At 73.7% G+C, this 18,785-nt stretch carries 17 protein-coding genes and 1 pseudogene; 7 read left to right on the top strand and 11 right to left on the bottom strand.

The window, feature by feature from the left end:
- Nucleotides 1-59: 59 nt before the first annotated feature.
- Complete coding sequence (locus AC067A_RS09835; protein ID WP_478617039.1) at nt 60-737, top strand: DUF4231 domain-containing protein; 678 nt, start codon at nt 60-62, stop codon at nt 735-737.
- 291 nt (nt 738-1,028) lie between these two features.
- Complete coding sequence (locus AC067A_RS09830) at nt 1,029-1,847, top strand: MBL fold metallo-hydrolase (RefSeq protein WP_478617036.1); 819 nt, start codon at nt 1,029-1,031, stop codon at nt 1,845-1,847.
- Between the two features lie 202 nt (nt 1,848-2,049).
- Here the strand turns inward: AC067A_RS09830 and AC067A_RS09825 are convergent, their stop codons facing one another.
- Complete coding sequence (locus tag AC067A_RS09825) at nt 2,050-2,808, bottom strand: GntR family transcriptional regulator (RefSeq protein ID WP_478617033.1); 759 nt, start codon at nt 2,806-2,808, stop codon at nt 2,050-2,052.
- Between the two features lie 188 nt (nt 2,809-2,996).
- Between AC067A_RS09825 and AC067A_RS09820 the strand changes: the two genes are divergently transcribed.
- Nucleotides 2,997-3,221, top strand: coding sequence for a hypothetical protein (locus tag AC067A_RS09820; RefSeq protein ID WP_017239080.1), 225 nt, complete (start codon nt 2,997-2,999; stop codon nt 3,219-3,221).
- Between the two features lie 328 nt (nt 3,222-3,549).
- Nucleotides 3,550-3,810, top strand: a complete 261-nt coding sequence (locus tag AC067A_RS09815; protein ID WP_478617029.1) for a DUF2277 domain-containing protein — start codon at nt 3,550-3,552, stop codon at nt 3,808-3,810.
- On the opposite strand, the gene AC067A_RS09810 is transcribed toward AC067A_RS09815, so the two are convergent.
- From AC067A_RS09810 to AC067A_RS09800, 3 genes are all read right to left on the bottom strand, one after another.
- Nucleotides 3,770-4,393, bottom strand: a complete 624-nt coding sequence (locus AC067A_RS09810; protein ID WP_478617790.1) for a DedA family protein — start codon at nt 4,391-4,393, stop codon at nt 3,770-3,772. The genes AC067A_RS09815 and AC067A_RS09810 overlap by 41 nt on opposite strands.
- A 1,858-nt stretch (nt 4,394-6,251) precedes the next feature.
- On the bottom strand, nt 6,252-6,743 hold the full coding sequence (locus AC067A_RS09805) for a DoxX family protein (protein WP_478617026.1): 492 nt from the start codon (nt 6,741-6,743) through the stop codon (nt 6,252-6,254).
- Between the two features lie 234 nt (nt 6,744-6,977).
- Nucleotides 6,978-7,628, bottom strand: a complete 651-nt coding sequence (locus AC067A_RS09800) for an HNH endonuclease family protein (RefSeq protein ID WP_478617023.1) — start codon at nt 7,626-7,628, stop codon at nt 6,978-6,980.
- Between the two features lie 380 nt (nt 7,629-8,008).
- On the opposite strand from AC067A_RS09800, the pseudogene AC067A_RS09795 reads away from it, so the two are divergent.
- Nucleotides 8,009-8,464, top strand: a pseudogene (locus tag AC067A_RS09795) (ABC transporter permease); the annotation flags it as partial.
- A gap of 294 nt (nt 8,465-8,758) precedes the next feature.
- On the opposite strand, the gene AC067A_RS09790 reads toward AC067A_RS09795, so the two are convergent.
- Entirely contained in the window at nt 8,759-9,427 is a 669-nt protein-coding gene (locus AC067A_RS09790; RefSeq protein ID WP_478617020.1) for an HAD-IA family hydrolase, read from the bottom strand.
- Between the two features lie 144 nt (nt 9,428-9,571).
- A complete protein-coding gene (locus AC067A_RS09785; protein WP_478617017.1) occupies nt 9,572-10,585 on the bottom strand; it encodes a peptidoglycan-binding domain-containing protein in 1,014 nt (337 codons plus the stop codon).
- 489 nt (nt 10,586-11,074) lie between these two features.
- On the opposite strand from AC067A_RS09785, the gene AC067A_RS09780 reads away from it, so the two are divergent.
- Nucleotides 11,075-13,144: an MDR family MFS transporter gene (locus AC067A_RS09780; RefSeq protein WP_478617014.1), complete on the top strand. Its 2,070-nt coding sequence runs from the start codon at nt 11,075-11,077 to the stop codon at nt 13,142-13,144.
- 14 nt (nt 13,145-13,158) lie between these two features.
- Here the strand turns inward: AC067A_RS09780 and AC067A_RS09775 are convergent, their stop codons facing one another.
- Together AC067A_RS09775 and AC067A_RS09770 are read right to left on the bottom strand one after the other, a co-directional pair.
- Nucleotides 13,159-13,644, bottom strand: a complete 486-nt coding sequence (locus tag AC067A_RS09775; RefSeq protein WP_478617011.1) for a GNAT family N-acetyltransferase — start codon at nt 13,642-13,644, stop codon at nt 13,159-13,161.
- A gap of 157 nt (nt 13,645-13,801) precedes the next feature.
- A complete protein-coding gene (locus AC067A_RS09770; RefSeq protein WP_033207291.1) occupies nt 13,802-14,122 on the bottom strand; it encodes an antibiotic biosynthesis monooxygenase family protein in 321 nt (106 codons plus the stop codon).
- A gap of 12 nt (nt 14,123-14,134) precedes the next feature.
- Here AC067A_RS09770 and AC067A_RS09765 point away from each other — a divergent pair, with 12 nt between their 5' ends.
- Entirely contained in the window at nt 14,135-15,325 is a 1,191-nt protein-coding gene (locus AC067A_RS09765; RefSeq protein WP_478617006.1) for a serpin family protein, read from the top strand.
- Between the two features lie 109 nt (nt 15,326-15,434).
- On the opposite strand, the gene AC067A_RS09760 is transcribed toward AC067A_RS09765, so the two are convergent.
- The 3 genes from AC067A_RS09760 to AC067A_RS09750 form a co-directional block, all read right to left on the bottom strand.
- The gene (locus tag AC067A_RS09760; RefSeq protein WP_478617004.1) at nt 15,435-16,103 is read right to left on the bottom strand and encodes an O-methyltransferase; all 669 of its coding nucleotides are present in this window, start codon (nt 16,101-16,103) and stop codon (nt 15,435-15,437) included.
- Nucleotides 16,100-17,224, bottom strand: a complete 1,125-nt coding sequence (locus tag AC067A_RS09755; protein WP_478617001.1) for a DUF2330 domain-containing protein — start codon at nt 17,222-17,224, stop codon at nt 16,100-16,102. Before AC067A_RS09755 ends, AC067A_RS09760 begins: the two co-directional genes overlap by 4 nt.
- A gap of 216 nt (nt 17,225-17,440) precedes the next feature.
- A complete protein-coding gene (locus tag AC067A_RS09750; protein WP_478616998.1) occupies nt 17,441-18,703 on the bottom strand; it encodes a cytochrome P450 in 1,263 nt (420 codons plus the stop codon).
- Nucleotides 18,704-18,785 lie beyond the last annotated feature (82 nt).

The raw sequence follows: 18,785 nt of genomic DNA, 5'->3' as shown, positions 1-18,785 counted from the left end.
CTTTGGCGGGAACAGGCGTCGAGTTGACGGGAGTCCGGCGCGGCGGGTCTACTCCCGGAATGGCTGAGGTGGGGGACACGCCCGAAACGGGCGTGCGGAGCGGCGAGATGACGCCGCAGCGGTACATAGAAGGACGGCTCTCGCAGTACCAGGAGTGGTACGACTCCAAGGCGACCCGGATGAAGGCGATGCATCTGCGGATGCGGACCGTGTCCGTCGTCGGCGGGGCCTTCGTGCCGGTGTTCGTGAACCTGGACCTGGTGTTCGCGCGGGTCACGGCGACCGTGCTGAGCGTGGTCGTCGTCGCCGCGGTGTCGCTGGAGAGCGTGTACCGGTACCGGGAGCAGTGGAAGAACTACCGGTCGACCGAACAACTCCTCGGTCATGAGCGGGTGTACTTCGAAACCCGAGTGGGGCCGTACCAGGACCTGTCGAAGCGCGAGGCGTTCTCCGTCCTGGTCGCCCGCGTCGAGAAGGCCATCGCCAACGAGAACTCGGCGACGCTGAACGTCATGACGCTCGGCGGGCAGGTCAACGTCGACGTTCAGCGGCACGGGATCCCGGCTGCTCGACAGGATCGGGACCAGGATCCGGAGCTGGATCCGGAGCTGGATCCGGACCTAAGGTCCGAGTCCGAGTCCGAGTCGGGGGTGGAGGCGGGGACAGGGCCGGGTCCGGGTCGGGGGCCGGGGTCGAGGTCAGGGTCAGGTCCGGGGTCGGGACCGGGGCGGTCCTGAGGCTGGGGGCCGTGGTGGTTCCCTGGCGGGTCCCGGGCTGTGTGTTCGGACCGTGGCGGGGCGAGGACCTGGAGGGGGGCGTGTTGCGGGGGCTGTGGCCGGTCGGCTTCGGCGGGGTGTCTTGCGGGGGTGTGCCGCTGGTCGGGTCGGTGGGGCCTGTTCCGGGGTTTGTGGCCGGTCTGCTTCGGTTCGGCGTGGCCCGGGGCTCGTGGCGGTGCGGCTTCGTTTCGGCTGGTTTCAGGGGGCGTTGTCGTCCGGGTCCGGCTCGGTGCGGCTCACTAGACTCGCCTCATGGCCAGCGACGCGCTGCGGATCACCGTCCTAGGGTCCGCCACCCCCTTCCCCCGGCCGGGCAACGCCTGTTCCGGCTATCTCGTCGAGGGCGGCGGGGCCCGGGTGTGGGTGGACGCGGGCAGCGGCACGCTCGGGGAGCTCCAGCGGTACGTCGATCTCGGTGACGTGGACGCCGTGTGGATCTCCCATCTGCACGCCGACCACAGCGCCGATCTCCTGACCGCCTTCTACGGGTTGGTGTACGCGGGACTCGACGTCGAGTTGCCCGTCCCGCTCTTCGGACCCGCGGGCATCGCCGACCGGCTCGCCGGCTTCCTCACCAACGGCGCCGCGCGCAGTCCCGTCGAGAAGGCCTTCGCCGTCGACGAGTTGTACGACGGGCACGTCGCCCGGCTCGGCGGGCTGACCCTGCGGTCCCGTGCCGTCGACCACGGCGGCCCCACGGCCTTCGCCTTGCGCGTGGAAGACGCGGCGGGGCGCTCGCTCGTCTACTCGGGGGACTGCGAGCCGTGCCCGTCCCTCGTCGAACTCGCCCGGGACTGCGACCTGTTCGTCTGCGAGGCCGACGGTGAGGTGCCGGGACACCACTCGGCCGCACAGGCGGGAAGGAGCGCGGCAGCCGCCCGCGCCGGTCGTCTCGTCGTGACCCATGTGGGGTCCGGCACGGAGCCCGCCGAGGCGGTCGCGCTCGCCGCCGCCGAGTTCCCCGGGGAGGTCGTCCACGCCGATCCCGGGGCGCGGTTCGAGGTCGGTCTCGGTGAGGTCGGAGCGGGGGCGGGGCCGGGCGGCGTCGTTCCCGGTGGGGCGAGCAGGTAGGGCGTCGTTCCCGGTGGGGCGAGCAGGTAGGGCGTCGTTCCCGGTGGGGCGGGCAGGTGGGGCGTCGTTTCCGGTGGGGCGGGCAGGTGGGGCGGCCGGGCAGGGCGGGGTGAGGGGGCGCCCGCGGCAGGTCGTGGGCGGAGCGCCGGAACCCCGGAACGTCGGAGCCGCCCGTATTCGAGTCGGTCCGGCGCGGACGGGGTCATGCGTCGAAGTCGTACTCCAGGACGTACGACGACGAGTCCAGCGTCATCTCGTTGAGTTCCACGGCCACGCCGGGGCCGGTGAAGGCCGTGCGGCCGATCAGGACCACCGGCGTGCCGAACTCCAGGGACAGGCGGTCCGACTCGTCCGCCGTCGGCATGCGGCAGCGGATCTCCTCGCGGAAGCGGACGGGGCGGTGGCCGAGCTCGGTGAGCCGGGCGTAGGTGCCGCCGGGGCCGGTGTCCGGCTGCGTGATCGGCGTACCGCGGACCAGCTCGGCGGAGAGGTACGAGACGGACAGCAGCACCGGTTTCGTGTCGAGGACGAAGCGGCGGCTGCGGACGCACACGGGAGCCCCCGGCACCAGGTTCAGCGCCCCCGCGACCCGGGCGCCGGCCTCCGTCTCGCCCACCTCGATCTGGTCGACGACGAGATCCCGGTCCTCCACGTCCGCCGACCAGACCGAGCGGCCGTTGCCCCACTGGTCGCCGGAGAGGCGGGGGATGCTCCGGCGGCGCACCGGGCGGAAGGCCCGGACGAAGACCCCGGCGCCCTTGCGGGCCTCGGCGAGGCCCTCGTTGCGCAGGACGGAGAGGGCCTGGCGGGCCGTCATGCGGGCCACCTCGTACGTGGTCATGAGGTCGTTCTCGCCGGGGAGCCGGTCGCCCGGCGCGAAGGCGCCTGACTGGATCGCTGTTCTCAACTCGTCGGCGATGCGCTGGTACTTGGGCCGGCGAGCGCTGTCCTGGTCAGTCACGGGTGGACCACTCCCTTCATCTGCGGGACACCCTACGGCGCACCCCCGGGCCAGGGTGCACACGCGTACGCCGTCCCGCGCGGTCGATCCATCCATCGGGGGACATCTCTAGAGATACGTTGACAGCAGGGGGCCGTGGGGCTTCTCTGGTTCTCCCCAGAATTCAGGATTCGGGACGGAGGGGATGCGTGCAGCCACTGCCCGAGGTCGGTGACCTCGTTCGCGACACCGCCACGGGGCGGGTCGGTTTCTACGTGGAGAGCGTCTCCGGGCGCTTCCTCATCCGGGCCGTCCACGGAGGCGCCGAGTGGGAGGCCGAACCCCTCGACGTCCAGCCCGCCACACCCCTCCGCGAGCTACGGGCCCGCGCCGCCGAGATCAACGCACGGAGCCGGCGAGGCTTCGGGGGGTGAGCCGGGCGATCGGGGTGATCGGGGTGATCGGGGTAATCGGGGTAATCGGGGTGATCGGGGTGGGGAGGTCTGGGCGAGCCTCGCCGGGGGTCGCTGATCGTTCGCAGGGCGTTCGCTGGGCGTTCGCTGGGCGGGTTCGGGCGGGGTGACTTCTCGGTGGTCCGGGCGGGGTGACTGCTCAGTGGTCGGGGGAGAGTGACCTTCGGTGGCCGGTGTGGGGCGACCGCTCGGCGGTGCGGGTGGGGTGACCCTCGGTGGTCGGTGGTCGGTGGTCGGTGCGTGACCTGGGGTGACGGCGGTTGTCAGTGGGGCGCGCCACACTGGAGGCATGTGCCGCAGCATCAAGACGCTTCGCCCGCCCGCGCTGCCCGAGGAGGCGACCGAGGAAGACGTTCGGGCCGCCGCCCTGCAGTTCGTCCGTAAGGTCTCCGGCTTCCGGGCCCCCGCCGCCCACAACCGGGAGGCGTTCGACCGGGCCGTGGACGAGATCGCGGAAGCCACCGCGAGACTCCTGGACGGCCTTGAGGTGCGCGGGGCGCACCCCGGAGTCAGGAGACGGGAGCCGGCGCCGGTGCCGGACGCCGTATGACGTACGCGGCGAGGCCGCCCGCGAGGAACAGCGCCAGGGTCGACACCCCCGCGCTGAACCAGGTGGCGCCCAGCCACTGACCGCCCAGCCAGCCGAGACCGACGCTGTACGACGCCCACGTCACGCCCGCGAGCGCCGACCACGGCAGGAACTCCTCGACGCGCCGCTTCGCCGCGCCCGCGCCCAGCGAGACCACGGAACGGCCGGCCGGGGCGAAGCGCGCCAGCACCACCAGGAGCCCGCCGCCCCGGGCCAGCGCCGTGCCGAGACGTTCCTGCGCCACCGACAGGCGCCGCGAGCGCGCTATCGCCCGGTGCAGCCGGGCGCCGCCCCGCCGTGCCAGGCGGTACGCGAGGAAGTCGCCCAGCACCGAGGCCGAAGCCGCGCAGAGCAGAAGCGGCAGCAGAGAGGGGACGTCCGACGAGGTCGCGGTTGCCGTCGCCGCCGCCGTCGCGGCGGTGATCACCAGGAAGCCGCTCGGCAGTACGGGCAGGAAGACGTCGAGCAGGATCGACGCCGCCACCACCGGGTAGATCCACGGGCCGGCGGTCAACGACCGCAGCGAGCCGAGGCTGTCGAGCAGATTCACAGGGCCAGAGCCTACGCGGACCCGCCCACCCACCCGCCGGGCGGGTGCCGCGATCCGACCACCGACCCACCGGCGCTCGACTGCGGGCCCACCGACGCCTGACCGCTGACCGCCGGACCGTCGACCGCCGGACCGACTGACCGTCGGCCCACCGTCTGCGGTCTGCGGTCTGCCGTCTGCCGACGCGAGACCGGCGGCGCGCTGCCGCCGACCGCGGGCCCGTCGATGCGCGATCGGCGGCCGTTGCCCCACCGACCGCCGACCGCCGACCGCCGACCGCCGACCACCGACCGCCGATCGCCGATCGCCGGCCTGCCGACGCGCGACCGGCGTCGGGCCACCAGCTGCCGACACCTGACCGTCGGTGTGCCGGCGGCACGCAGGGGACGAGCGGAGTAATCCGGCGGACGGCCGGGGGCGGGCTGGGTTGAGCTGGGTCGACGTAGCCCAGTGGGGACGGGGACCGGGGCCGGGCTGAGCTGGGTTTGGAGTACGGACGACCGTCGATCGAGCGGCGTCGAGCCGGGGCGAGCCTGGCTGACTCCGGGGCCAAGCAGCGCCCAGCGGGGCGAGCAGGGGCGGGTCGGTGGTGCCTGCTGCGGCCGGCTGGTCCCGGCCGAGGCCGAGTGGAGCTGGGCGCGGCGATTGCGGCCGTGCTGGGCGAGGGCGTCGTGCTGGGTCGAGTACGGCTGACGTGGGGTCGAGTGAGCCGGGTGGTGTGGAACTGGGGCGGGCCAGTGGTGCCCGCTGCGGCCGGGTGGTCCCGGGCGAGGACGAGTGAGACCGGGCGCGGCCGACTGGGACCGGGCTTGGCGGGGAGGCGGACAGAGCTGGGCCGAGCAGGGGACGGGCGAGGGTCTCGGCCCGCGCGGGTGTTGGAGGGCAGCTTTGCCCTGAGGGGTGAGGGCGCGCGGGTGGGGTCGCCCCGAGCGGGGGCGGGGGTCCCGGGCGGCGTTCGAGTCGTGGCTGCGGGGCGGTGGCCGGGCTCTGGGCAGTCGCGTGCGGGAAAGGCCGGAAACCGTGCTGCGGTTTCCGGCCGGTACCGGTAGGGGCTTCCGCCCAGGGCGGCTGGGCGCGTGCCCCTCGGGTCGGGATCGTACGACCAAGGCGACCGCGCGACCCCGCGACGGTCTCGCCGTGTGACTCAGAGACGAGGTGACCCCACGTTCCCGCGACGGTGGCGTACGACCCCGCGCGGGCAGCCTTACGGTCGGCAAGAGGCAGCCGTGTGGCCCCGCGGCGAGGCGACCCTGCGTCCCCGCGACGGCGCCGTGCGACCCCGGGCGAGGCAGCCCCGTGCGACCCGCGAGGGAGCAGTCGTGCGACCCCGTTGCGGGGGCAGCCGCACCCCGCAACAGGCGGCCGTGCGACCCGCAGCGCGGCGTGCACGACCCTGCGGCGGGGTCGCCGTACGCCCGCAACAGGCGGCTGTACCAACCCGCGACGGGGCGGCCGTACCCACCCCGTGACGGGGCGGCGTGCGACCGCACGACGCAGCGGCCGTACAACCGCACGCCGGAGCGGCCGTGCAACCCCGCGACGGGGCGGCGTGCGACCGCACGACGGAGCCCCTCCTCAACCCCGCGACGGGCGGCCGTAAGGCCCACGACGGACGGGTGTACAACTCCGCGACGGGCGGCCGTTCAACCTCGCGACGGGGCAGCCGCGCAATCCCGCGACGGCAGCCGGGCAACCCCCCGACGGCAGCCGGGCAACCCCGCGACGGCAGCCGGGCGCCCCGCGGCGGAGCCGCTGTACCCCCGTGACAGGGGCCGCCGGCCGCCCCCGGCGGAGGCGTCGTACCGCCCCGCACCCGCCTTCGTGCTGCGGCCGGTGCGGGGCGGTGGGGGTGTCAGGCTGCGATGGGGGTGTTCTGGTTCTGCTGGTCGTCGCGGGGGGTGGTGCTGGCGGGGGTGCGGGTGGGGAGGAGGCGGTCGAGGGCGAGGGCGCCGGGGCCGGTGAAGACGAGGAGGGCGAAGGACCAGCAGAAGAGGGCCGCGGTCTCGCCGCCGTTCTGGAGGGGGAAGAGGGACTCGGGCTGGTGGACCTTGAAGTAGGCGTACGCCATCGAGCCGGAGGCGAGGAAGGCGGCGCTGCGGGTGCCGAGGCCGGCGAGGACGAGGACGCCGGCGACGAGCTGGATGACGGCGGCGTACCAGCCGGGCCAGGTGCCGGTCGGGACCGTGCCGCCGCCGCCCATGGCGCCGCCGAGGACGCCGAAGAGCGAGGAGGCGCCGTGGCAGGCGAAGAGGAGGCCGACGACGATGCGGAAGAGGCCGAGCGCGTACGGCTGGGCCTGGTTCAGGCGGCCCGCGAGCGGGGCAGGGGTGTTCACGGGGGACATGGGGGAGAACTCCTTCGGCCTGACCCCGTTCGTGGGGAACGGGGCGTGGGGGACGGATACCGATGAGGCCGTAAGGTTAGGCACCCCTCACTAGTGCTTGCAAGTTCAACATTCAGCCACCGGGGAGTGTGTGGCGATGCTCACTCCCCGGTGGCCGGCGCTGCGGTGGCGTCCCGGTCCTCGCTGATCGAGCGTCAGGGGTGCGGTTGCCGTCAGACTTTGGGGGGCGGGTGGTCAGCAGCCGTTGAGGACGGACTGCAGGGCGCTCTTCTCGGCGGAGTCGACGCTGAGGTTGTAGTGGTACTTCACCTGCACCCAGGCGCGGGTGTACGTGCAGCGGTACGAGGTCACCGGGGGCAGCCACTTCGCCGGGTCGAGGTCGCCCTTCGCCTGGTTGACGTTGTCCGTCACGGCTATGAGCTGCGGCCGGGTCAGGTCGTTCGCGAAGGCCTGGCGCTGCGAGGTGGTCCACGAGTTGGCGCCCGAGCGCCAGGCCTCGGCGAGGGGGACCATGTGGTCGATGTCGACGTCGGAGGCGAGGGTCCAGGTGGCGCCGTCGTACGGCGAGTACCAGCTGCCGCTGGTCGCGGCGCAGCTGGAGTCGGTCACGACGTTCACGCCGTCGCGCTTGAGGACGGTCTCGCGCGTGTTGCAGGTGCCGGACTGGGTGATCCAGTGCGGGAAGAGGTCCCGGCTGTAGCCCGAGGTGGAACCTTCCGCCTTGACCGTGAGCGCGGCCAGGTAGGTGCGGGCCGTCGAGGCGCTCACGGGGGTCGGCATGGCGGCCTGTGCGGCCGGGGCCGTCGCGAGCAGGCCGGTGAGGGTGAGGGCGGCGGAGGTGGCGAGGACGGCGATTCGACGCGCGTAGATCTTGCCGACGGGCATGGGAACTCCCTTGAGGTGTGGGGACCTTGGCTGTCCGCCGTCCCCGTGGGTGCCGGGCGGCGGCCCGGTCATCGTGGCGGCGCGAGGTTTCCTTGCGGGGTGCGCCAGGTAACAGGGTGGCGACATGGGCACGTCACATCAAGGGGTCTGGCGTGCCTGATGGGGCGCCAGATTCCGCCCCGCGCCCGGGTCCTGTCCGGAAAGTCCCGCCTCGGTCGCGGTGTCCGGACAGGGCCTGGGGTGTCTTGTCGATCAGGCCGGATCAGCGGGCGGGGTCCGGTGCGTGCGATCGCAAGGCGGAGGAGGGAGCCGACGCGGAGCTCGGCGACCGACGACGACGCGGCGAGCGCCCGTGGAACCCGGCCCGTGGATCCCGGCCCGTGCTTCTGGATGTGAACGTCACCTTCGGGGCGGTCCTGACCGTTCTGCTCGCTCTCGCCGCGGTCGTCGTCGCCGTCACCCGCCTCGGCCGGGCGCGGGACACCCTCCTCGCCGGCGGCAGGGCCGCCGTCCAGCTGGTAGCCGTCTCGCTCGTGATCGGGTGGGTGGTGCGCTCCGTACCGCTGCTGCTCTGCTTCCTGCTGCTGATGCACGCGGTCGCGGCGCGGACCGCCGGTCGCCGTGTCGTCCCCCCGCCGGGACCCGGCTGGTGGTGGGCGGGCGTGCCGATCGCCGCCGCCGTGGCTCCCGTGGTCCTCGCGCTCGTCGTCACCGAACTCGTGCCGGTGAAGGGCGTCACGCTCGTCCCCGTGACCGGCATCCTCGTCGGTGGCGCGCTCACCGCCACCGTCCTCGCGGGGCGGCGCGCGCTCGACGAACTGGAGACCCGGCGGGGGATGCGGGGTGGGGCGGTGTGGCGGGTACCCGGCAGCCCGTTCGCGCGGGTGCCCGTCAGGGGGTGCGGCGCCGTGGGAGGGCGGGGAGCGGGCCCGCGCCCGGACTCGCTACGTCAGGACCGTGCGGATGATCGGTCCCTCGGGGGTGGGCTCGTTTCGCCGGGGCCGTGGAGGCGATCGGATCCCTCGGCGGTGGGTTGTTTCGCCGAGGCCATGGGGGCGATCGGGTCCCTCAGGGGTGGGATCGCCTCGCCAGGGCCGTGGAGGCGATCCGGTGCCTCGGGGGTGGGCCCGCTACGCCAGGGCCGTGAGGGTGATCGAGCCGTCGGGGGCGTGCTCGACGCGGAGGTGGGTGAGGTCGGGGACGTGGAGGTCCGGGGCGAAGGCGACGGCGCGGGGGCCGACGCCGACGATGCGCATGCCGGCGGCGCGGCCCGCCTGGATGCCGGCCTCGGAGTCCTCGAAGACCACGCAGTCCGCCGGGTCGAAGCCCAGCTCGGCCGCGCCCTTGAGGAAGCCCTCGGGGTCCGGCTTGCTGGCGCCGACGCTCTCGGCGGTGACGCGGACGGTCGGCACGGGAAGCGCCGCCGCGCCCATCCGCGCCTGGGCGAGGGCCTCGTCGGCCGAGGTCACCAGGGCGTGCGGGAGGCCGGCGATCGCGGCCATGAAGGCGGGGGCGCCGAGGACGGGGACGACGCCGTCGAGGTCGGCGGTCTCCTCGGCGAGCATGACCCGGTTGTCGGCGTGGTTCTCCGCCATCGGGCGGTCCGGGAGGAGCACGGCCATCGTCGCGTACCCCTGGCGGCCGTGGACCACCTTGAGCACCGCGTCCCCGTCGAGGCCCTGCCGGTCCGCCCAGCGTCGCCAGCAGCGCTCGACGACGGCGTCCGAGTCGACGAGGGTGCCGTCCATGTCGAGGAGGAGGGCGCGGGCGGTGAGCGGTGCCGGGGTGGTGGCGGCCATCGGGTCTCCAGAAGGGGTGGCGCGGAGAACGAAGCGGTCCCGCCCACCGGTCAGGGAGTGCGGGCGGGGCCACTTTGTTTTTCTACGATACAAAAAGGGAGGCCGACTTGGCCAACCCGTCCGCCTGTCGGGATCGGCCGCACCTCAGATCTCGGGGGTCGCCGCCTCCAGGTGGCTGCGCGTGAAGGCCCCGTACACGCCCTCGGGGTCCGTCGGGGGGTAGAGCCAGCGCTGGTACGTGGCCACCGCCTCCTCGACCTCCCGGGTGTACTTGCCGTTGATGCGACCGTCGTAGATCCACAGCGCCTGGAGCCGCAGCTGGAGCTCGCGCACCTCGGGCCCGCTGGCGCCCAGGCTCAGCGTGACCGCCGCCTCCTCCGTCTCCTGGGGCGGCTGCGCGGACGGACCGGTCGTCGTCGGCGTCGACGACGGGGCCGCCGGGGCGGTGGCCGGCGGTGCGGCCGGGCCGGTCGTCGACGGGGCGGAGCTCGCGGTGGTGCGGCTCGCGGAGGGCGTGGGGGACGGGGACGCGGACGTCCGGGTCGGGGTGGGCGAGGAGGACGACGGCTCCGGGCTCTCCGAGGAGGGGGACGGAGCCTCGGACACCTGGACGTTCAGGGACGCGCTCGTCGTCACCTCCGGCACGGCCGCCCGGTCGTCGCCCTCGTCCCCGCCGCCCAGGACCGCCGCGGCCATGGCGGCGGTCCCCGCCACGGCGACGGCCGCCACCGCGGCGACCACCAAGCCGCGACGCCGGCCCCGCGCCCGCTCCCCGCCGTGCGCCGGCGGTACGTCGCCCACGCCGCGAAGCAGCAGCGGCATCGTCTCGGAGGGGTTCCCCGCGGCGCCGGGGTACGCCGGGTCCCCCGCGGCACCGGGGTAAGCGCCGGCCGGGTACCCGTCGCCCGGGTACCCGTCGCCCGGGTGGGCATCGGCCGGGTGGCCGTCGCCCGGGTGGGTGCCAGGGCGGGTCCCGCCGGGGCGGGCGCCGAAGGGCCCCTGGCCCTCCGGTCGGATCGCGGCCAGCTGGGCGGTCGGCGGGTCCTCCGGCGCGTACGCGGGAAGGTACGCCGTCGCGTCGCCGTCCGCGCCCCCGCCGGTGTGCGCAGTGCCCGCCTCTCCGTACGGCGTCCCCGCATCCCGGTACGACGCCCCCACGCCCCCGGTCCCGGATCCGTACGGCGACGCCCCCACGCCCCCGGTCCCGGATCCGTACGGCGACGCCCCCACGCCCCCCGTCCCGGTGCCGTACGACGTTCCCACGCCCCCGGTCCCGGCGCCGGCCCCGGGTCCGTACGGCGACGTTCCCGCGCCCCTTGTCGTCGGGGGTTCGGGGTGCTGCGGGCGCGGGACCTCGGGGCCCTCGGGGGCGTCGAGCGTCACGTAGGGCCTGATCCGCAGGGGATCGAAGTCCTCGGCCGCGGCGATCGCCGCCTGGGCGCAGGCGCAGCCAGGTCTGTGTACACCGCATTCAGGACAGACGTGTCCGGTCATGATGGGTCCCCTCCCCGATACAACTGCGAGCGATTATGCAGCCCGCCCCCTTCCGGCGGGTGAACAGGCGTGCCCTTCCGCAGGCCATAACCGGACATTCACACCAGGATGGAGGGGCCGCCCACGGCGGCGGAGAAGGAGACGGAGACGCCCATGGCCCAGGAGATCCGCCCGCCCGAGCCCGCCGCGGCGCCCGCACCGGGGGAGGGGCAGAGCCGCCGCGGCGTCCTCGTGGCGATCGGCGCGCTGCTGCTCGGCATGCTGCTCGCGGCCCTCGACCAGACGATCGTGTCCACCGCGCTCCCGACCATCGTCAGCGAACTCGGCGGCATGGAGCACCTCTCCTGGGTGGTCACCGCCTACATGCTCGCGTCCACGGCGGCGACTCCCCTGTGGGGCAAGCTGGGGGACCAGTACGGGCGCAAGAAGCTCTTCCAGGCCGCGATCGTCCTCTTCCTCATCGGCTCGGCCCTCTGCGGCATCGCGCAGAACATGCCGCAGCTCATCGCCTTCCGCGGGATCCAGGGACTGGGCGGCGGCGGACTCATGGTCCTGTCCATGGCGATCGTGGGCGACCTCGTCCCGCCCCGCGAGCGCGGCAGGTACCAGGGCCTCTTCGGCGCCGTCTTCGGCACCACCAGCGTCCTCGGCCCGCTCCTCGGCGGCCTGTTCACCCAGCACCTCTCCTGGCGCTGGGTCTTCTACATCAACCTGCCGATCGGGATCGTCGCCCTCTTCGTGATCGCGGCCGTGCTGCACATCCCGGTGCGCCCCACCCGGCACACCATCGACTACCTCGGCACCTTCCTCATCGCCTCGGTCGCCACCTGCCTGGTCCTGGTGGCCTCGCTCGGCGGAACCACCTGGGCGTGGGGCTCGGCGCAGATCGTCGGACTCGCCGTCCTCGGAGCCGTACTCCTGGTGTGGTTCGTGCACGTGGAGCGGCGGGCGGTCGAACCCGTGCTGCCGCTCAAGCTGTTCCGGATCCGGACCTTCAGCCTCGTCTCGGTCATCAGCTTCGTGGTCGGCTTCGCGATGTTCGGCGCGATGACCTACCTGCCGACGTTCCTCCAGGTCGTCCAGGGCGTGACACCGACCATGTCCGGCGTCCACATGCTGCCCATGGTCCTCGGCATGCTGATCACCTCGACCGCCTCCGGCCAGATCGTCTCGCACACCGGCCGGTGGAAGGTCTTCCCCATCGCCGGCACCTTCCTCACCGGCGTCGGGCTGCTCCTCCTCCACCGGCTGACGGAGACCAGCTCGACCTGGGAGATGAGCGTCTGCTTCTTCGTCTTCGGCGCCGGGCTCGGCCTGGTCATGCAGGTCCTCGTCCTCGTCGTGCAGAACGCCGTCGCGTACGAGGACCTCGGCGTCGCCACCTCCGGAGCCACCTTCTTCCGCTCCATCGGGGCCTCCTTCGGCGTCGCCGTCTTCGGCACCGTGTTCACCAGCCGCCTCACCGGCGAACTCGACGACGTCTTCGCCGCCGCGACCGCCGCCGGACAGGCGCCGCCCCCGGGGGTCGGCCCCGAGCAGGTCGCCGCCGACCCGCGCGTCATCACCGCACTCCCCGCCGAACTGCGGCCCTCGGTGCTCCACGCGTACGCCACGTCCATCACCGACGTCTTCCTGTACGCGCTGCCGGTCGTCCTCGTGGCCTTCGTCGTCGCCTGGTTCCTCAAGGAGGACAAGCTGCGGGCCTCGGTCACCGCGCCCGACCCGAGCCAGACCCTCGCCTCCAACCCGGTCGAACGCTCCTCGTACGAGGAGTGCGCCCGTGCCCTGTCCCTCCTCGGCTCCCGCGAGGGACGCAAGGCGGTCTACGTGAAGATCACCGACCGGGCAGGGCTCGACCTCCTGCCCGCCGCGAGCTGGCTCCTCCTCCGGGCCCGCCGCCACGGCACCGTCGAACCCGCCCGGCTCGCCGAGACCACGCCCGTACCCCTGCGGGTGATCACCGAGGCCTCCCGGCAGGTGGAGGAGCGTCGCCTGGTCAGCCGCGAGGGCGTCCAGCTGGCCCTCACCGCGGACGGCGTACGAGTGGCGGGGGCCCTCGCCAAGGCACGGGAGGAGTCCCTCGCCGAGCTCCTCGGCGACTGGTGGGGACCGGACCGGCCCACCGACCTGGTGAAACTCGTGGAGGAGCTCACGGCCGAGCTCTGTGGCTCGGACGGGGAGCGGCCCGACACGCCCGAGCCACCCCGCGACCACCGCGGGTGAGCCGCCGGCGGGGCTCAGAGCTCCTTGCCGTACCAGATCTCCATGTACGGGCCCGAGCAGTACGCCGGGATCTCCTCGTACCCGTGCCGCGTGTACAGGGCGCGCGCCTCCACGAGGTCGAGCCGTGTGTTGAGGACCGTCCGGCGCGCGCCGAGCGACCGGGCGGCGTCCTCCAGGCCGTTCATCAGGAGGTCGGCGCCGCCGAGGCCGCGGAACGCGTGGCGGATGAACACCCGGGTCAGCTCGGCCCGTTCGTCGTCCAGGAGGATGACGCCGCCGCACGCGGCCGGCTCGCCTTCGTGGCGTCCGACGAGGAACTGCCCGGCGGGCGGGGCCAGCAGGTCGAGCCCCTCGTTCAGCATCTCCTCGTCGTACTCGTCCTCGGTCACGGCGCGCCGGAAGTAGCGGCCCGCCACATCCCCGTAGTAGTCGCGCCGCAACGCGGTCGCGTCCGGGGTGTCCACGCGTTCGGGAGAGAAAGTCCAGGTCATGCGGGTCATTCTGCGACCCGCACGACCGGCCGCGCCTCCCGGTTTCCGACCGGCCGCGCTTCCCGGTTTCCCGGCTGGTGGCTCCTCCCGGTTTCCGACCGGCCGCGCCCCCGGTTTCCGGCGGATGCCCCGGCGGCGCCTGCCGTACGGCCTCGAACCCGGGCGGCTACTTCGGCGACGCCTGCTGCACGACCTCGAACGACCACAGCGTCGAACCGGACGCGGCCGGCTTGGGGCGCTCGCCGCCCTCGCCCCCGCCCTGGTGCGCCGCCTGCATGGAACCGCTCATCCACGCCTGGAAGTCCTCCTCACTGCGCCACCGGGTGTACACCAGGTACTGGTCCGTCCCCTCCAGCGGCCGCAGCAGCTCGAACCACTCGAACCCGTCGGACCCCTCCACGGCCCCGGCCCGGGCCGCGAAACGCTGCTCCAGCACCTCACGCTGCTCGGCGGGAACGGTCAGGACGTTGATCTTCACGATGCTCATAGGGGGCAGGATATGACTCACGGACCGGCCGTCCTTCCGGCACGCGCGACCCACGCGGTACGGGCGCTGGCCGCGCGCTGGCTGGGGCGCCTCGGGGACGGGGACTTCGTGGTGTCGCCGGTGGGGCTGTGGTCGGCGCTGGGGGCGGTCGCCTCCGGGGCGCGGGGGCGGACCGGGGCGGAGCTGCGGGAGTTGCTGGGGGTGGAGGGCGAGGAGGCCGCCGAGGCGGTGACCCTGGTGGGGCAGCGGCTCGCGGCCGAGGGCGGGGTGGCGGCGGCGACCGGGGTGTGGAGCAGGGTGCCGGTCCTCGACGGGTTCAGGCGCGCGCTGCCGGGTGTGCGGTTCGGGGTGTTGCCGGGGGCCGCGTGGTTCGCCCTGCCCGGCGACGCGTCCGGGGCGACCGACGGCATGTCGCCCGGGGGCGTCCCGGACGCGCAGGCGGAGCTGGACGCGTGGGTGCGGGAGGCGACCGGCGGGCGGATCCAGAGGCTGCCGCTGGACCTGGACGGCACCGAGGACCTGGTGCTGCTCGACGCGCTGGCCCTCAAGGCGTCCTGGCGGACGGCCTTTCCGGGGCACCTCACCCGCGACGAGCCGTTCACCGACGGATACGGCGACACCCGGCCGGTGCCCACCATGCGCCAGCGGATCCCGGCCTCGTGGGTCTGGTACGCGGACGGGGCCACCGTCGTGGAACTGCCCTGCGCCGGGGCGGACGGCGAGGGCGGCGGACCCCTGGTGCGGTTCGTGCTCGGGGCGGAGGGAGCGGGGCCCGGGGAGGTGCTGCCCGCCGCCTGGGCGGAGCCCGCGGAGCGCACGGGGCTCGTGGCCGACTCGGCGGACCTGGTGCTGCCGCGTTTCACCCTGCGCACGAAGACCGACGCGAAGGGGCACCTGGCCGCGCTCGGCCTCGACCGGGCGCTGCGGCCCGGTGCGGACTTCTCGGGGCTCTCGGCGGCGGACCTGTACATCGGCAAGGTGGTGCAGGAGGCGCTGGTCGAGGTCGCCGAGGAAGGGGTGGAGGCGGCCGCCGTCACCCAGGTGACGATGACCCGCGGCGCGGCCCCGCCGCGTCGCACGGCGGTGGAACGGATCGTGTTCGACCGGCCGTTCGGGGTCGTCGTGCTCGACGGTGCGGGCGAACTGCCGCTCTTCGCCGGGTGGCGGTCGAGTGCGCCGGGGGAGCCGGTGGCGTCCGCCTGACGAAGGGCCCTTCCCGGGCGCGTCCGGTGGGTGCGGTGCGGTGCGGTGCGGTGCCGGGCCGGGCCTTCGGGTCCCGGGCCGGACCCGGGACCCGAGGGTTCCCGGCGCGTCAGTCCGTGACGCGGGCGAGGAGCAGGCCGTCGTAGCCCTTGGTGCCGACCGTCTGGAAGGCCGTGGCGTCCAGGCGCGGTTCGCGGGCGACCAGGTCGAACATGTCGCGGGTGCCGGTGACGGCGGGGTCGTCGGGGTGCGGGGTGGCGATCCTGCCGTTGCGCACCACGTTGTCGACGATGATGACCGTGCCCGGGCGGGAGAGCTTGAGGGCCCAGGTCACGTAGTGCGGGTTGTTGACCTTGTCGGCGTCGACGAAGACGAGGTCGAAGGGGCCGGCGCCCTCCGCCTCCAGCTGCGGGAGGGAGTCGAGGGCCGCGCCCGTGCGGACCTCGACGAGCTTGTCGAGGCCGGCGCGGGCGATGTTGGCGCGGGCGACGTCCGCGTGGGCGGGGTCGTACTCGAGGGTGACGAGGCGGCCGTCGGCGGGCAGGGCGCGGGCCAGCCAGATGGTGCTGTAGCCGCCGAGGGTGCCGATCTCCAGGATGTTCCGGGCGCCCTGCATCCGGGCGAGCAGGTGGAGGAGCTTGCCCTGGTTGGGGGCGACGGCGATCTCGGGCAGGCCGGCGGCGGTGGAGTCGGCGAGCGCGGCCGTCAGGACCTCGTCGGCCGGGGCGATCGTGTCGGCGAAGTAGTGGTCCACTTCGCTCCATTGAGGGTTCGTCATGCGGTCGAACGTACACCGGCGGTGCGGCGTGACCGGCGACTTCTGGCCCGTACGGCCAGGAGCGCGGCGAGTGCGGCGACGAGGAGTCCGCCGCCCACCGCGAGGAGCCAGGCGGGGATCCCGTCGCCGACCGTCAGCAGGCGGTCGGTGTAGACGACCTCGCGGTACGGGGTGTCGGCGACGGTCCGCAGGTGGTGGTCGTCGTCGATGCGCTCGGGGCGGGGGAACTCCTGCTCCAGGGCGGTGAGGTGGACCGGCCTGCCGCCGGTGAGCAGGGCGAGCGCGTGGCTCTCGTCGCCGTCGATCCGGCCCGCGAAGGTGACCTCGGGGCGGTCGCCGCCGATGGAGGAGCGGGGCTCCATGCGGTGGTCGGCGAGGACGTACAGGCCGAGTGTCTGCGGTGTGGTGGCGAGACGGGAGAGCCGCATGGGGTAGACGAGTTCGGCGGAGGCGAAGCTGATCCGCAGCGGGGACAGCCTGCCGTGGAGGGCCGCGCCCTTCTCGTCGGGGGCGAGGCGGACGGCGACGTACTCCCACTTCCGCTCGACGTACGGCTGGAGGGCGCCGGGGAGCCGCTCGGGCAGCTCGAAGCCGTTGGTGTGCAGCCAGTCGCCGAGTGCCTCGGGGTCGGTGGCGGTCAGCCGGGCCACGTCGAACGGACCGAGCCGCGCACGGCCGACGACGCCGACACCAGGCCCCGGGGCGGACGGGGCGGCCCCGGCCGAGCCGTCCCCCCAGGGGTCGTCGAACGGCCAGTCGCCCTCGCGCGGCCAGAAGTGGTACCGGTCGCGTTCCTCGGGCGCGGTGAGCGATTCGAGCGCGTCGAAGAGGGCCGGCTCGCCGAGGGTGACCTCGGCGCGGCTCGGAACCGGCATGATCCAGGCGGCCTTCCGGGCGTTCCCGTGGACGTGGAACCGCATGACGACGGTCTCGGTGCGGCCGTCCCAGTGCACGGCCGACTCCTCGCGGTCGACGCCGATGCGCTGGGACTTGTCCGGGATCATCGCGCCGCAGCCGCAGGCGTACGCCGGTGCGACCAGCGAGCCGAGCTGGAGCATGAGCAGCGCGACGAGCGTGGTCAGGATTCTGGTGGCCGGATCGCTTCCGTGTGTCCCCCGCATGTCGGCTCGGACGCGCCCGGGGGCCGTCCGGTTCCGGGCGCGGGCGGGAGTCCGCGGGGCGAGGCGGGCGGGAGTCCGGCGGGGGTGGGGCGGGAGTGAGTCGCCGGGGGCGGGGCGGGCGTTTGCCGGGGGTGGGCCGGGAGTGAGTCGGCGGGGTGGGGCGGGCGGGAGGTCGCCCCACCCCCCGCGGGGGCCCGGGCGGGGCGGGGCCGTGGGTCAGGCGGACGTCGTCCGGACCCGGAGCTCCTTCACCCCGTTGAGCCAGGCGGCTCGCAGCCGGCGCGGTTCGCCGGCGAGGGTGAGGTCGGGCAGGGCGTCGGCGATCGCGTTGAAGATCAGCTCGATCTCCTTGATCGCGAGGGACTTGCCGAGGCAGAAGTGGGGTCCGCCGCCGCCGAAGCCGAGGTGCGGATTGGGGTCGCGGGTGATGTCGAAGCGTTCGGGGTCGGTGAAGGCCTCGGGGTCGTTGTTGGCGGAGGAGTAGAAGAGACCGACGCGGTCGCCCTTGGCGATCTTCTGGCCGCCGATCTCGGTGTCCTGGGTCGCGGTCCGCTGGAAGGAGACCACGGGGGTCGCCCAGCGGACGATCTCCTCGGCGGCGGTCGCGGGGCGTTCCCGCTTGAAGAGCTCCCACTGGTCGGGGTGGGTCAGGAAGGCGTGCATGCCGTGGCTGATGGCGTTGCGGGTGGTCTCGTTGCCGGCGACGGCGAGCAGCAGCACGAAGAAGCCGAACTCGTCGGAGGACAGGTTGCCCTGTCCCTCGGCGGCGACGAGTCGGCTGACGATGTCGGCGGCGGGGCACTCCTTGCGGGCGGCGGCCATGTTCATCGAGTAGCCGATGAGCTCCATGGCGGCCTCGGCGCCGATCTCCTCGGTGATGGCGTACTCGGGGTCGTCGTACGCGACCATCTTGTTCGACCAGTCGAAGATCCGGGAGCGGTCCTCCTGGGGGACGCCGATGAGTTCGGCGATGGCCTGGAGGGGCAGTTCGACGGCGACGCGGGTGACGAAGTCGAAGGTGCCGTCGGCGTCCGCGCCGCGCTTCGCCTCGGCGACGATGGCGTGGGCGCGGTCGCGCAGCGCGGTCTCCAGGTTCCGGATCGCGCGGGGGGTGAAGCCGCGCTGGACGATCTGGCGGACCCGGGTGTGCTCCGGCGGGTCCATGTTGAGCATGATCAGCTTCTGGACCTCGATCTGGTCCCGGCTGATGTGCTCGTTGAAGCGGATGACGGCGGTGTTCTCGTTCGAGGAGAACAACTCGGGGTGCGTGGAGACGTACTTGACGTCCGCGTGGCGCGTGACGGCCCAGTACCCGCTGTCCTCGAAGCCGGTGACGCCGGCCGGCTGGGGGCACCACCAGACGGGGGCGGTCTGCCGCAGCCGGGCGAACTCCGGGAAGGGGACGCGGTCGCGGAGCAGGTCGGGGTCGGTGGCGTCGAACCCCTCGGGGAGCCCTTCGGGGAGATGGGGGCAGGGCATCGGCAACACTCTCCATATCTGATGGACCATCAGAAGTTGCCGGGAAAGTTAGTAACGAGTTCTACAAGTAGCAAGGGTCCGG

The organism is Streptomyces sp. NPDC043176, from assembly GCF_056436715.1.
This window is presented reverse-complemented; position numbering and strand designations above follow the sequence as displayed.

What these genes read in the sequence shown, in the direction of transcription:
- AC067A_RS09750 (WP_478616998.1), bottom strand. Translation starts at nt 18,703, where the DNA reads ATGCCCTGCCCCCATCTCCCCGAAGGGCTCCCCGAGGGGTTCGACGCC.
- AC067A_RS09775 (WP_478617011.1), bottom strand. Translation starts at nt 13,644, where the DNA reads ATGACCCGCATGACCTGGACTTTCTCTCCCGAACGCGTGGACACCCCG.
- AC067A_RS09755 (WP_478617001.1), bottom strand. Translation starts at nt 17,224, where the DNA reads ATGCGGGGGACACACGGAAGCGATCCGGCCACCAGAATCCTGACCACG.
- AC067A_RS09770 (WP_033207291.1), bottom strand. Translation starts at nt 14,122, where the DNA reads ATGAGCATCGTGAAGATCAACGTCCTGACCGTTCCCGCCGAGCAGCGT.
- AC067A_RS09830 (WP_478617036.1), top strand. Translation starts at nt 1,029, where the DNA reads ATGGCCAGCGACGCGCTGCGGATCACCGTCCTAGGGTCCGCCACCCCC.
- AC067A_RS09815 (WP_478617029.1), top strand. Translation starts at nt 3,550, where the DNA reads ATGTGCCGCAGCATCAAGACGCTTCGCCCGCCCGCGCTGCCCGAGGAG.
- AC067A_RS09765 (WP_478617006.1), top strand. Translation starts at nt 14,135, where the DNA reads ATGACTCACGGACCGGCCGTCCTTCCGGCACGCGCGACCCACGCGGTA.
- AC067A_RS09780 (WP_478617014.1), top strand. Translation starts at nt 11,075, where the DNA reads ATGGCCCAGGAGATCCGCCCGCCCGAGCCCGCCGCGGCGCCCGCACCG.
- AC067A_RS09760 (WP_478617004.1), bottom strand. Translation starts at nt 16,103, where the DNA reads ATGACGAACCCTCAATGGAGCGAAGTGGACCACTACTTCGCCGACACG.
- AC067A_RS09835 (WP_478617039.1), top strand. Translation starts at nt 60, where the DNA reads ATGGCTGAGGTGGGGGACACGCCCGAAACGGGCGTGCGGAGCGGCGAG.
- AC067A_RS09805 (WP_478617026.1), bottom strand. Translation starts at nt 6,743, where the DNA reads ATGTCCCCCGTGAACACCCCTGCCCCGCTCGCGGGCCGCCTGAACCAG.
- AC067A_RS09790 (WP_478617020.1), bottom strand. Translation starts at nt 9,427, where the DNA reads ATGGCCGCCACCACCCCGGCACCGCTCACCGCCCGCGCCCTCCTCCTC.
- AC067A_RS09800 (WP_478617023.1), bottom strand. Translation starts at nt 7,628, where the DNA reads ATGCCCGTCGGCAAGATCTACGCGCGTCGAATCGCCGTCCTCGCCACC.